The sequence below is a fragment of the Microlunatus capsulatus genome, from assembly GCF_017876495.1.
GTDB classification, from domain to species: Bacteria; Actinomycetota; Actinomycetes; order Propionibacteriales; family Propionibacteriaceae; genus Microlunatus; species Microlunatus capsulatus.
The window spans coordinates 192234-204865 of sequence record NZ_JAGIOB010000001.1 but is presented as its reverse complement, the minus strand read 5'-3'; the positions used below and the strand labels follow the sequence as shown (position 1 = coordinate 204865).

The 12632-nt window shown below is 75.6% G+C and carries 11 protein-coding genes; 6 read left to right on the top strand and 5 right to left on the bottom strand.

The window, feature by feature from the left end:
• Positions 1 to 38 precede the first annotated feature (38 nt).
• Complete coding sequence (lpdA, locus tag JOF54_RS00955; protein ID WP_210052155.1) at positions 39 to 1436, top strand: dihydrolipoyl dehydrogenase; 1398 nt, start codon at positions 39 to 41, stop codon at positions 1434 to 1436.
• A gap of 21 nt (positions 1437 to 1457) precedes the next feature.
• Here the strand turns inward: lpdA and JOF54_RS00950 are convergent, their stop codons facing one another.
• A complete protein-coding gene (locus JOF54_RS00950) occupies positions 1458 to 2582 on the bottom strand; it encodes a LacI family DNA-binding transcriptional regulator (protein ID WP_210052153.1) in 1125 nt (374 codons plus the stop codon).
• Between the two features lie 125 nt (positions 2583 to 2707).
• Between JOF54_RS00950 and JOF54_RS00945 the strand changes: the two genes are divergently transcribed.
• Entirely contained in the window at positions 2708 to 3715 is a 1008-nt protein-coding gene (locus tag JOF54_RS00945) for a hypothetical protein (RefSeq protein WP_307803692.1), read from the top strand.
• Positions 3716 to 4214: 499 nt separating this feature from the next.
• Positions 4215 to 4814, top strand: coding sequence for an HhH-GPD-type base excision DNA repair protein (locus tag JOF54_RS00940; RefSeq protein ID WP_210052150.1), 600 nt, complete (start codon positions 4215 to 4217; stop codon positions 4812 to 4814).
• 9 nt (positions 4815 to 4823) lie between these two features.
• Here JOF54_RS00940 and yczR read toward each other — a convergent pair whose 3' ends face one another.
• Positions 4824 to 6263, bottom strand: a complete 1440-nt coding sequence (gene yczR, locus JOF54_RS00935) for a MocR-like transcription factor YczR (protein ID WP_210052148.1) — start codon at positions 6261 to 6263, stop codon at positions 4824 to 4826.
• Positions 6264 to 6383: 120 nt separating this feature from the next.
• Between yczR and yczE the strand changes: the two genes are divergently transcribed.
• The 3 genes from yczE to JOF54_RS00920 all read left to right on the top strand — a co-directional run bounded on the left by yczE (position 6384) and on the right by JOF54_RS00920 (position 10104).
• Positions 6384 to 7082, top strand: coding sequence for a membrane protein YczE (yczE, locus tag JOF54_RS00930; RefSeq protein ID WP_210052146.1), 699 nt, complete (start codon positions 6384 to 6386; stop codon positions 7080 to 7082).
• 56 nt (positions 7083 to 7138) lie between these two features.
• Positions 7139 to 7708 (top strand): DUF1990 domain-containing protein, encoded by a 570-nt coding sequence (locus JOF54_RS00925; RefSeq protein ID WP_210052144.1) that lies wholly within the window; start codon positions 7139 to 7141, stop codon positions 7706 to 7708.
• 128 nt (positions 7709 to 7836) lie between these two features.
• Positions 7837 to 10104 (top strand): transglycosylase domain-containing protein, encoded by a 2268-nt coding sequence (locus JOF54_RS00920; RefSeq protein ID WP_210052142.1) that lies wholly within the window; start codon positions 7837 to 7839, stop codon positions 10102 to 10104.
• 37 nt (positions 10105 to 10141) lie between these two features.
• Here the strand turns inward: JOF54_RS00920 and JOF54_RS00915 are convergent, their stop codons facing one another.
• Genes JOF54_RS00915 through JOF54_RS00905 form a run of 3 tightly spaced genes read right to left on the bottom strand, consistent with a single transcriptional unit; the run spans position 10142 to position 12608 of the window.
• Positions 10142 to 10954, bottom strand: a complete 813-nt coding sequence (locus tag JOF54_RS00915) for an LLM class flavin-dependent oxidoreductase (RefSeq protein WP_210052141.1) — start codon at positions 10952 to 10954, stop codon at positions 10142 to 10144.
• The gene (locus JOF54_RS00910) at positions 10951 to 11961 is read right to left on the bottom strand and encodes a Gfo/Idh/MocA family protein (protein ID WP_210052138.1); all 1011 of its coding nucleotides are present in this window, start codon (positions 11959 to 11961) and stop codon (positions 10951 to 10953) included. The genes JOF54_RS00915 and JOF54_RS00910 overlap by 4 nt, the downstream gene beginning before the upstream one ends.
• Positions 11958 to 12608, bottom strand: a complete 651-nt coding sequence (locus tag JOF54_RS00905; protein ID WP_210052136.1) for a GntR family transcriptional regulator — start codon at positions 12606 to 12608, stop codon at positions 11958 to 11960. The genes JOF54_RS00910 and JOF54_RS00905 overlap by 4 nt, the downstream gene beginning before the upstream one ends.
• Positions 12609 to 12632: the final 24 nt, after the last annotated feature.

Below are 12632 nucleotides of genomic sequence, written 5' to 3'. Positions count from 1 at the left end.
TTGGCCGCGCGCGGCGCCGCCCCCCTAGAGTTGAGGCCATGACCGATCACTATGACGTCGTCGTGCTGGGTGCCGGACCGGGTGGCTACGTGGCCGCGGTCCGAGCCGCCCAGCTGGGGCTGTCCACCGCCATCATCGAGCTCAAGTACTGGGGCGGGGTGTGCAACAACGTGGGCTGCATCCCGACGAAGTCGCTGCTGCGCAACGCCGAGATCGCGCACATCTTCAACCACGAGGCGAAGACGTTCGGGATCAGCGGCGACGTCACGTTCGACTTCGGCTCGGCGTTCAAGCGCAGCCGGGGCGTGGCGGACCGGATGGCCAAGGGCGTCCACTTCCTCATGAAGAAGAACAAGGTCACCGAGATCGACGGCTGGGCCACCTTCACCGACGACCACCACGTGAGCGTCGAGGGCCCGAAGGGCACCACGCAGGTGAGCTTCGACAACCTCATCATCGCCGCGGGCGCCACCACCCGTCTGCTGCCGGGCACCGAGGTCACCGAGCGCGTCGTGACGTACGAGGAGCAGATCCTCACCGAGGAGCTGCCGGCGTCGATCATCATCGCGGGCTCGGGCGCCATCGGCACCGAGTTCGCCTACGTGCTGGCCAACTACGGCGTCGACGTCACGATCGTGGAGTTCCTCGACCGGATGCTGCCGCTGGAGGACCCCGAGGTCTCCGCCGAGCTGCAGAAGCACTACAAGAAGCTCGGCGTGAAGCTGATGACCAGCACCAAGGTCGAGAAGATCGACGACTCGGGCGAGAAGGTCAAGGTCACCGTCTCCCCGGCCGCCGGCGGCGAGTCCACCGTGCTGGAGGCCGACAAGGTCATGCAGGCCATCGGCTTCGCCCCGCGGACCGCCGGCTACGGCCTGGACAAGACCGGCGTCGAGCTGACCGAGCGCGGCGCCATCGCCATCGACGACCACATGCGCACCAACGTGCCCCACATCTACGCCATCGGCGACGTGACGGCCAAGCTGCTGCTGGCCCACACCGCCGAGGCGCAGGGCATCGTCGCCGCCGAGACCATCGCCGGGGCCGAGACCATGCCGATCAACTACGACATGATCCCGCGGGCCACGTACTGCCAGCCGCAGGTCGCGTCGTTCGGCTACACCGAGGCGCAGGCCAAGGACAAGGGCTACGACGTCAAGGTCGCCAAGTTCCCCTTCACCGCCAACGGCAAGGCCCACGGGCTGGGCGAGCCCGTCGGCTTCGTCAAGGTGATCGCCGACAGCGAGCACAACGAGATCCTCGGCGCGCACATGATCGGCCCGGACGTCACCGAGCTGCTGCCCGAGCTCACGCTGGCCCAGCTGTGGGACCTGACGGCCGACGAGGTCGCCCGCAACATCCACGCTCACCCGACGCTGTCGGAGGCGCTGCTCGAGGCCGCGCACGGCATCTCGGGCCACATGATCAACCTCTGAGCGACCCGCCGGGCCGCGAGGTCAGGCGGTCGCGCGGAGCACGAGCCGGGTCTGCAGCACGCAGGCCCGGCTCTCCGGTTCCCGGCTGGCGAGCAGGCCCAGCAGCATCTCGGCCATCCGGGCGCCCATGGCGATCGAGGGCTGGCTGACCGTGGTCAGGAGCGGCTCGGCCCACGTCGCGGCCGGGCTGTCGTCGTAGCCGACCAGGGCGACGTCGTCGGGCACCGCCCGCCCCCGCTCGGCCAGTACGGCCAGGGCGCCGCGCGCCATCAGGTCGTTGGCGACGAAGAGCGCGTCGAGGTCGGGGACGCGCTCCAGCAGCGCGTGCGTGGCGGCCGCCCCGCCGGCGGTCGTGAAGTCCCCGACCGCCACGGCGTCGTCGGGCAGCCCGGCAGCCTCGAGCACCTCGCGCCAGCCCTGCAGCCGGTCGACCGACGCCGGCATGTCGGAGGGTCCGGTGACGGTGCCGACGCGCCGCCGGCCCAGCCCGACGAGGTGGCCCGTGGCCAGCCGGGCGCCGCCGACGTTGTCGACGTCGACGCTGTAGCAGGGGTCGAGATCGGGCAGCGCCGGCCGGCCCCCGAAGACGACGGGCAGGCTCGCGTTGATCGCGCGGAGGTCGGTGTCGCGGGGGTGGTGGGAGACGACCAGGGCGCCGTCGACGCTGCCGCCCTGCAGGTAGCGGCGGGCCTTGCCGCCGCCGCCGTCGCGGTCCACCAGCAGGTTGAGGACGTAGTCGCTGCTCTCCAGCGCGCCGGTGATGCCCTGGACGATGGAGGCGAAGTAGGGGTCGCCGAAGAACCGGCTGGACTCCTCGGGCACGAGCAGGGCGACGGCATAGGTGTGCCGGCTCGCGAGCGAGCGGGCGGCGCGGTTGGGCACGTAGTCGAGGGCCTCGATCGCGCGCCGCACGGCGGCGGCCACCTCGGGCCGGACGCTGGGCGAGTGGTTGACCACCCGGGACACCGTCGAGCGGCTGACGCCCGAGACGGCGGCCACCATCTCCAGGGTGGGCTGCGGCCGGGAGGACCGGACGGCGCCGTCCGCGGTGGCGTCGGCGGGGGAGAGCCGGCCCGCGTCGTCGCGGGGGGCGCTGCTGTCGGCCCGCACGGCTCCGTCGCGCTGCTGGGCGGTGTCCGTGGACATGGCGGTCAACCTACACCGCGACCCGCGGCTGGCCAGGGGCTTCACCCGGCCGCGCCCGGGTCGTCACCCGCACCCCGTACCGTGCCGAAGCGGCCCGTCGGCCGTCGTCGACCCGAGGAGGACGTGTGCGCACCCGCACCGCGACCGTGACCGCCGCGCTGGCGGCCGGACTGCTGCTGCTCGGCGGCTGCGGCGCCGACGGCGGGGCCGGCCCGACGCCGGAGCCGAGCGCCAGCACCGCCGGGTCGACGCCGTCACCCGCGAGCACCGCCCTTCCTTCCCCGACGCCGAGCGGGACCCCGTCGCCGTCGGCGACGCCGTCGCCGACCCCGGCCGCCCTGGAGCTGCCGCGCGGTGGCCGCACCGTCTTCCCGCGGTACCGGCTCGTCGGCTACGCCGGCCTGACGGGGGCGCCGACGCTGGGCCGGCTGGGCACCGGGCCGCTGGACCAGCGGGTGGACGAGCTGGAGCGGCGGGCCCGGCCCTACCGGGACGGGCGCGAGGTGCTGCCGGTGCTGGAGGTGATCGCCACGATCGTGCAGGCCGACCCGGGCCGGGACGGCACGTACCGCACCCGGATCGGCGACGACCAGATCGCCCGGTACCTGAGGGCCGCCCGGGCGCACGACGCGCTGCTGCTGCTCAACATCCAGCCGGGCCGGGCCGACTTCCTGGACGAGGCGAAGGCCTACCGGCGCTGGCTCGACGAGCCCGACGTCGGCCTGGCCCTGGACCCCGAGTGGGCGATGGGACCCGGGCAGGTGCCCGGCCGGGTCTTCGGCCACACCACCGGCCGCGAGCTGGACGGCGTCGCCCGCTACCTGTCCGACGTCGTGGCGGCCGGGGACCTGCCGGAGAAGGTCCTCGTCTACCACCAGCTGGCGCCCTCGGTGGTCCGGCGCGAGCAGGGGCTGCGCGACCACCGCGGGGTGGCCGTCGTGAAGTCCGTCGACGGCATCGGCAGCCGCGGGGCGAAGGAGGCGACCTACCGGCTCGTCGACCGCACCACCCCCGAGCACGTGCACGCCGGCTTCAAGCTGTTCTACGACGAGGACGCCGAGGCCGGGCCGCTGATGACGCCCGCGCAGGTGCTGGCCCTGCGGCCGCGGCCGGAGTACGTCCTCTACGAGTAGGCGACACGCTCGGCCCCCGCGCCGAGCGCCGCCGCGGGCCCTCCCGGAGCGCTACGGCCGCCCGGTGGAGCCGGCCAGCTTCGCCGTCGCCCGGCTGATCCACCCCGGGGTGGAGAGGCCGTCCGCCCGGCCGCCGCGCCCCGAGGTGGAGCGCTCGCTCACCGACCGGGTCGACCTGCACGAACCGTTCCGGCGGTCAGTCACGCCGGCTCCCGCGCCGACGGCTCGGGCCGGGGACGGGGTGGTCCGGACGGACCCGCGGGCGGACGAGCCACGGGCGGGCGCGCCGCTCGGGTAGAGGCCGGCGCGAGTCTGGCCCTTCGACGGGCTCAGGGAGCAGGGGCCCTTCGACGGGCTCAGGGGGCGAGGGGCCCTTCGACAGGCTCAGGGAGCGGAGGGCGGGCTCAGGGGGCGGAGGGCCCTTCGACAGGCTCAGGGCGCGGGGTCGGGCTCGGGGACAGCGGTGGACCCGTCCGGGCCGGCGGGCCAGACTGGCGCCATGACCTCCCGCCGCATCTGGCTGACCGGCGACGACGCCGCCGACGACCTGCTGACCACCGACGACAACGCGCTCCTGCTGGGCATGGTCCTGGACCAGCAGGTCGCGATGGAGAAGGCGTTCGCGGGGCCGGCGGTGATCGCGGAGCGGATGGGCGGGCGGCTGGACGTGGCCGCGATCGCCGCGATGGAGGAGGACGCCTTCATCGCCCTCTGCTCCGAGCGGCCGGCCGTCCACCGGTTCCCCGGGGCGATGGCCAAGCGCGTCCGTCAGGTCTGCCAGGTGCTCGTCGAGGAGTTCGACGGCGACGCCGCGAACGTCTGGCGCGACGCGACCACGGGGGCCGGGCTGAAGCGGGCGCTGCTGGCCCTGCCCGGCTTCGGGGAGGAGAAGGCGACGATCTTCGTCGCCGTGCTGGCCAAGCACCGCGGCGTCACCCCGACCGGGTGGGAGGAGGCGGCCGGGCCCTTCGGCCAGGACGGGTTCCGCTCCGTCGCCGACGTCGTCGACGAGGAGTCGCTGGCCAGGGTCCGGGAGAGCAAGCGCGCCGTCAAGGCCACGAAGAAGGCCGCGAAGGCGGAGCAGGCCGCCGCGGGCTGAGCCGGGCCGTCAGGCGCTGAGGTCCAGCGCCGGCGGGACGGCCGCGCCCGTCGTCCCGTCCTCGACCGCGGCCCACGCCCGGACCAGGCGCTGGACGGCGTCGTCGAGCACCTCGGGCGCGGCGGCGAAGGGGATCCGGACCCGCCGCTCGCCCCCGGCACCCGGGAAGAAGCGCGGGCCGGCGCTCAGCAGCAGGCCCTGCCGCTCGGCCGCGGCCGCCAGCCGGCTCGAGGACTCCGTCGGCAGCTCCACCCACAGGCTCAGCCCGCCGCCCGGGGTCGTGCAGCGCCAGGCGGGCAGGTGGGCGGCCAGCTGGCCCACCAGCCGGTCGCGCTGCTCGCGGAGCCGGAGCCGCTGGTCGGCCAGCACCGGCCCGGCGTCGGCCAGCAGCGCGGCCAGGGCCAGCTGCTCCAGCGGCGGGGTGCCCAGGTCGAGCGTCGCCCGGTTCTCCACCAGGGTGCGGACCAGCTCGCGCGGCGCGCGCACCCAGCCGATCCGCAGACCGCCCCAGAACGCCTTGCTGGCCGAGCCGAGGGTGACGGCGTCGGGCAGGAAGGAGGCCAGCGGCGGCCGCGGCGGCTGGCCGTCCAGCCGCGTCTCCACCAGGGTCTCGTCCACCACCGCGACGGTGCGGGTCCGGCGCAGCGACGCGGCCAGCTCGGGGCGCAGCCCGGCCTCCAGCCAGCCGCCCGTCGGGTTCTGGAACTCGGGGATCAGGTAGGCCGCGCGCGGTGCGGTCTGCCGGACCGTCGCGTCGAAACCCGCAGCGTCCCAGCCGTCCGGCCCCAGCGGGTAGGCCATCGGCCGCAGGCCGCGCCGGCGCAGCGCATCGAGGGCGTTGGCGTAGGTCGGGGTCTCCACCAGGACCCGGTCGCCCGGACCCAGCAGCGACGCCGCCACGAGGTTCAGCGCGGCCAGCGCGCCGCCGGTCACGACCACCTGGGACGGGGCTGTCGGCAGCCCGCGGGCCGTGTACCAGTCGGCGATCCGCTGCCGCAGCACCGGCAGCCCGTCGGCGGAGTACCCGTGGCTGCGCAGCAGCGTCGGCAGCTGCCCGACCGCCTCCGCGTACGCCTCCGCCACACCGGCCGGGGCGGCGGGCGCGGCGAAGGCGAAGTTCAGCGCCCCGGCGCCGGCCAGGCCCACGCCGGGCAGGCCGCCGAGCGGTTGGCCGGGCGGCACCTCGACGAACGCGCCCGAGCCCTGCCGGGTGCGCAGGTAGCCGGTGGTGGCGAGGTGGGCGTAGGCGGCCGTCACGGTGGAGCGGCTCAGCCCCAGCACGCGGGCCAGCTCCCGCTCGCTGGGCAGCCGGGTGCCGACGGCCAGCCGGCCGTCGACGACGAGGAAGCGGACGCGCTCGGCCAGGTCGCGGTAGGCGGGGGAGCGGAAAGCGTCCGGTCCCAGCAGGTCGCGCAGCCCGGCCGCGGCCAGCCAGCGGGTGGGGGTCATCGCGCGCTCCTCGGGTGGACTGGTCGTACCGTACCAATCCGGGGTCCTCGCCGTAGGAGCAGGCCAGTGCCGACGGATTGGCCCTGGTGGGCCGGTCCTGGCGTCGTCGACGATGGCACCGTGACGACGTCCGCCCCCTCCGCCCTCGGCCCCCTGCAGCAGCTCCGCGCCGGCCGGCTGGCCCGCCGGCTGCCCCAGCTCTACCTCGGCCTCGCGCTCTACGGCTTCTCGATGGCCATGATGCTGCGCTCCGACCTCGGGCTGGCTCCGTGGGACGTCCTGCACGAGGGCCTGGAGCGGTGGGTGCCGCTCAGCTACGGCACCATCACCATCGTCGTCGGCGCGCTGGTGCTGCTGATGTGGGTGCCGCTGCGGCAGCGCCCGGGCCTGGGCACGATCTCGAACGTCTTCGCCGTCGGGATCGCGGCCGACCTCGGGCTGGCCGTGCTGCGCACGCCGGGGCCGCTGGTCCTGCAGGTGCTGCTGCTGGTCGGCGGGGTCGTCGCCAACGGGCTGGCCGGCGCGGTCTACATCGGCAGCCACTTCGGCCCCGGCCCGCGCGACGGGCTGATGACCGGCCTCGCCCGCCGGACCGGGGCGAGCCTGCGGCTCGTCCGCACGGGGATCGAGGTGGTCGTGCTGGCGGTCGGGTTCGCGCTGGGCGGCACCGTCGGCCTCGGGACCGTCCTCTACGCCGTCGGGATCGGGCCGCTCGTGCAGCTGTTCCTGCCGCACGTCGCCGTCCGGCTGGACCCGCGGCCGGAGGCGACGACGACCGCCCCGGCGTCCCCGGTGGCCGCCGCCGGTCCCGGCGCCTGAGCCGCCCGGGCGCCGTGGCAGGATCACGGGCGTCCGGCACCGGGCAGGGGGAGGGGGTGGGGAGCGTGGCGGAGCTGATGGCCCCCGCGGCAGCGCTCGCGCTGCAGACCGCCGGCCTCACCTACCCCGAGGTCGGGGCGACCCGGAGCACGCTGCCGGCCGGCTACCACCACCAGCACGTCTCGGCCCGGGTGGGCCAGGGCCGGGCGGCGTTCGAGGCCGCCGGCGAGGCGCTGCTCACCTGGCGCGTGCACGAGGGCGCCGGCCTGTCGGCGCGGGTGTCCGACCACCGCGTGCGCGTGGGTACCGTGGCCGAGCTCCGGCTCGGCCCGCGCCGGGTGGGGCTGCGGATCCCGGTCCGCGTGCTGGAGGTCGTCGAGGACGACCACCGCCTCGGCTTCGTCTACGGCACCCTGCCGGGCCACCCCGAGCGCGGCGAGGAGTCCTTCACCGTCGAGCTGGCCGCCGACGGCGCCGTCTTCTTCGACCTCGTCGCCTTCTCCCGCGGCGGCCGCTGGTTCACCGTGCTCGGCGCGCCGCTGGCCCGGGCCGGGCAGTACCTGGTCACCGAGCGCTACGTCAGCGCCGCCCGGACCGCCGCACGGGGCGGCCGACCCCGCCCCTGAGGGCCGCCGGTCGGACCGGTCCCACCCCCCGCGACCGGGGCGGAACGCCTGGTCAGGGCCAGGAGTTCCCGGTGTGACGAGGTCCGCACGCCCTGGGTTCGGGGCCGCGGTGCTCCTACCCTCGGGGGGTGCCTCCCTCCTCGCGACCCCGCCGCCGCTCGACCGCGGCCCTCGTCTTCGTGGTCGTGAGCGCCGTCGCCGGGCTGCTGGCGGCCGGCCTGGTGCTGCCGGCGGTGGCCGCCGCGGCCTGGGCCACCGACGCCGCGTCGGAGGAGCTGACGACGCTGCCGGTGGAGTTCGACGCCCCGGCGCAGTCCCAGCGCACCCGGGTGCTGGACGCCGACGGCGACCTGCTGGCGACGTTCTACGCCGAGAACCGGGTCTACGTCGGGCTGGACGCCATCGCCCCCGTGATGCGCGAGGCGATCATCTCCATCGAGGACCACCGCTTCTACGAGCACGGCCCCATCGACCCGATCGGCACGCTGCGCGCCTTCCTGCGCAACACCGCGTCCGACGACGTCACGCAGGGCGGCTCGAGCATCACCCAGCAGTACGTGAAGATGGTCCAGGTCGAGGAGGCCGCCAAGGCCGGCGACGAAGCGGCCGTCGAGGCCGCCCGCGCGGGCACCTACAGCCGCAAGATCAAGGAGCTGCGCTACGCCGTCTCGGTGGAGCAGAACCTCACCAAGGACGAGATCCTCGAGCGCTACCTCAACATCGCCTACTACGGCGACGGCGCCTACGGCGTCCAGGCCGCGGCGGAGCACTACTTCGGGACGACGGCGGCCGAGCTGACCCTGGCCCAGGCCGCCCTGCTGGCCGGGCTGGTGCAGAACCCGACGGCCTACAACCCGGTCGAGAACGAGCGGGCCGGCCTGCAGCGCCGCGACGTCGTGCTGGCCCGGATGGCCGAGCTGGGCACCATCACCGATGCCCAGGCCACCAAGGCGCAGAAGAAGGGCTTCGACGAGGACGCCGTCGAGACGACCACCAGCGGCTGCACCACCAGCGACTTCCCGTTCCTGTGCGACTACGTCTACAAGACGCTGCTGCAGACGCCCAGCCTGGGCGCCACCCCGGAGGAGCGCGAGCAGGCCGTGCTGCGCGGCGGGCTGACGGTCCGGACCGCGCTCGACCCGTCGACGCAGGAGGCGACCCAGGAGGCCGTCAGCGCCGTCGTCGCCCCGACCGACCCGCTGATCTCGGTGATGGACATGGTCGAGCCCGGCACCGGCCGGGTGCTGGCGATGGCGCAGAGCCGTCCCGTGATGGGCTCCGACGCCGAGGAGGGCGAGACCTACTGGAACTACTCGGTGCCCCCGGCGCTGGGCGGCGCCCAGGGGTTCCAGGCCGGCTCGACGTTCAAGGCCTTCACCGCCGCCGCGGCCCTGCAGGACGGGCTGCCGCTGTCCACCCGCTACGACGCCCGCCGGACCGTCGACTTCTCCGGTGCCAGCTTCGAGAGCTGCGAGGGCACGCGGCAGGTGAACGGGCAGTGGGAGGTCAGCAACTCCACCGGCACCAACGGCGTGATGGACATGAACCTGGCCGCGCAGCGCTCGGTGAACACCTACTTCGTGCAGCTGGCCCTCGACGTCGGCATGTGCGACGTCACCCGGATGGCCGAGAAGGTCGGCGTCCGCAGCAGCACCGCCGACGCGCCCGTCAGCTCCTACGACGACAAGCCGTCCTTCACCTTGGGCACCGTCGAGGTCGACCCGCTCTCGATGGCGAGCGCGTACGCCACCTTCGCCTCCGGCGGCATCCACTGCGACCCGGTGGTGCTCGACTCGGTCACCGACGCCTCCGGCGCCTCGCTGGACGTGCCGGACGGGAGCTGCGAGCGGGTGCTGGACGAGGGCGTCGCCGACGCCGTCAACGCCATGCTGGCCGGGGTGATGACCCAGGGCACCGGGGCCCGGGTCGCCACCGCCGACGGCCGCCCGCAGGCCGGCAAGACCGGCACCATCGACAGCAACGCCGCCACCTGGTTCGTCGGCTACACACCCGACGCCGCCGGCGCGGCGATGATCTCCATCGACAACGCGCGCGCCCCGTTCAAGGCCGGTGAGGGCGGCCGGGGCCGGGCCGGGCTCAAGGGCTACGTCGTGCCCTCGACCGGGCGCGTGCTCGAGGGCTCGGGCAGCGGCGACGCCGGCCAGGAGATCTGGAAGCCGGCCATGGAGTCCTACCTGGACGGCCGTCCGGCGACCACGTTCGACGCCCCGCCCCCGGCGCTGGTCTACGGCGACGGCTCGAGCACCTTCCGGGGCGGTCCGGGCGGCCAGCCCGGTCAGCCGCTCCCCGGTCAGCCCCTGCCCGGCCAGCAGGCCCCCGGCCAGCCGGCCCCCGGTCAGGCGGTCCCCGGCCAGGAGCCGCGCGGCCGCCGCTGAGGTCCGGCACCGGCCCTCGCGGGACGCGCCTGCGACCTCAGGGACCGGCGCGCACCACGCGCCGGACCTCCGCCAGGTCCAGGTGGTACGGACCGACCTGGGTGAGCACCCAGGTGGCGCCCGCGTCCGCCCACGGCGCCGGGTCCTCACCCGGGCCCAGCTGCACGACCAGGTCGAAGCCGTCCATCCCCGCACCCGCCGCCGCCCGGACGTCGGCGAGCACCGCGCGGGCGCCGGCGAGGTCGTCGGGGGTCTCGACGGCGATGACGAAGGCGCCCTGGTGCCGGGCCGCCCGGCGCAGCGGCGGCTTGTTCGGCCACCGGCCGCCGATCCAGAACGGGATGCCGCCGGGCCGGGTGCCGGCGGGGGCGAAGGTGACGCCGCGGGCGGGCGCGTGCGGGCCGTCGTGGTCGACGGGCTCGCCGGACAGCAGCCCGCGCAGCACCCCCAGGCCCTCGTCGAGCATCGCCGCCCGGGCCTTGGCGTCGGTCTCCTCGCCGAACCGGGAGAGCTCGCCCACCCGGCCGTCGTCGCCCAGCCCGAAGCCGAGCACCAGCCGGCCACCGGACAGCCGGTCGAGCGAGGCGGCCTGGCGGGCCAGCACCTGCGGCCGGCGCCGCGACAGCGGCGTGACCATCGGGCCGAGCTGGATGCGCGACGTCGCCGCGGCGATCGCGGCGCAGCAGATCCAGGGGTCGGCGATCTCGCGCACCGGGTCGGCGTAGATCAGGTGGTCCCAGACGAAGACGCCGTCCCAGCCCGCCTCCTCGGCCTCGGCGGCCAGCTCGGCCACCAGGGCCGGGTCGGCGAGCACGTCGAACGGGGGCAGGAAGAGCCCTCGGCGGGTCATGGCGTCGCCTCCGGTCCGGGTTCGGCCAGGCCGGCGGACCGGCGGGCCAGGGCCAGCGCGGCCGCGACCGGGCCGGCCGAGCCGGCGGCCAGCAGCTCCGGCTCCGCCTCCTCGCGCAGCACCGCGTGCACGTGCCGCAGCGCGGCGGTGAACGAGCGGGCGTCCGTCGTCGGGTGCTCGACGACCGGATCGGCCCCGGTCCGGCGCAGCTGCAGCGCGGCCCCGGGCGTCGGGTGCCACGGGTTGTCCAGCCGGATGCTGCCCTCGGTGCCCAGCAGCAGCGTCGTCGTCTCCGGCGCCCGCCGGAACCCGCAGGTCAGCAGCACGCGGCGGCCGTCGGCGTAGGTGAGCCGGCCCGCCGCCTCGACCTCGACGCCGCCCGCACCGCCGGCCGGCTCGGCCACGACGGCCGCGTCGAGCGCGGGGACCCCGTACAGCTCGTGCGCGAGCCGCAGCGGGTAGCAGCCGACGTCGGCCAGCGCCCCGCCGAAGAGGTCGGCCGACAGCCGGATGTTCTCGGGCCGGCTGACGGTGAAGTGGAAGGACGCGACGACCTCGCGCAGCTCGCCGACCGCACCCGAGGCCACCAGCTCGACGACGCGGCGGTGCTGGGCCTGGAACGGGAAGACGAAGGCCTCCCACAGCGGCCGCGGGCTGCGGGCCGCGACGGCCAGCAGCGCCTCCGTGGTGGCCGGTGACGTCGTCAGCGGCTTCTCGCACAGCACCGCCTTGCCCGCCTCCAGGGCGGCGGCGGCCCAGCGGGCGTGCAGCGGGTTGGGCAGCGGCACGTAGACGGCCTCGACGGCCGGGTCGTCCAGCACGGCCTGGTAGCCCTCGACGGCCCGCTCGACCCCCTCGGCGCGAGCGAACGCCTCCGTGCGCGCGACGTCGCGGCCGCCGACGACGACGGCCCGGCCCCCCGCCTCGGCCAGCGCGGGCAGGAACTGGGCGCGGGCGATGCCCGCGGTGCCCAGCACGCCCCAGCGGACGGGCTCGGGGCGGCTCACGCGGGACCGGGGTGCTCGGGCACCAGGTCGCGGTCGGTGACGTAGTGGGCGTAGATCGCCTTCTCGATCTGCCGCGCCGTGCCGCTGGCCAGGGCCTGGCGGACCGGCTCGTGCCGGGCCCGGACCCCGGCCAGCGCCAGGTGCTGGCGGTCGATCGAGGCGCGCATCAGGGCGCCGATCTGGCCGTTGACGGCTCCCCACAGCTCGACGGCCCGGCGCCGCCGGGACGCCTGGACGATCAGCCCGTGGAAGTGGACGTCGGCGGCGACCAGCGCCTGCAGGTCCCCGCCCTGGGCGGCCTCGTCCATCCGGTCGAGGGCCTCGGCGAGCGCCTCGTCGAGGCCCACCTTGTCCTGCGGCGTCAGCGACTTGGCGATGCCGGCCTCCAGCACGTAGCGGGCGAAGCAGACGTCGTCGGCGTCCTCCGCGCTCATCCGGGTGACGACGCTGTGCCGGCGGGGGGCGATCTCCACCAGCCCCTCGGACGCCAGCCCGCGCATCGCCTCCCGGACGGTGGCCCGGCTGACGCCCAGGTCGGCGGCGATCGTGGCCTCCACGAGCCGGGCCCCGGCCGGCAGCTCGTCGTTGAGGATCTGCCGGCGGAGCGCGTCGCGCACCGTCTCCGGCAGTGACTGGTGCTCCAGCACGGCAGCTCCCCTTCCTGTCCCTCG

Coding starts and splice junctions, on each gene's coding strand:
- lpdA (WP_210052155.1), top strand. CDS start 39: ATGACCGATCACTATGACGTCGTCGTGCTGGGTGCCGGACCGGGTGGC.
- JOF54_RS00950 (WP_210052153.1), bottom strand. CDS start 2,582: ATGTCCACGGACACCGCCCAGCAGCGCGACGGAGCCGTGCGGGCCGAC.
- JOF54_RS00940 (WP_210052150.1), top strand. CDS start 4,215: ATGACCTCCCGCCGCATCTGGCTGACCGGCGACGACGCCGCCGACGAC.
- yczR (WP_210052148.1), bottom strand. CDS start 6,263: ATGACCCCCACCCGCTGGCTGGCCGCGGCCGGGCTGCGCGACCTGCTG.
- JOF54_RS00915 (WP_210052141.1), bottom strand. CDS start 10,954: ATGACCCGCCGAGGGCTCTTCCTGCCCCCGTTCGACGTGCTCGCCGAC.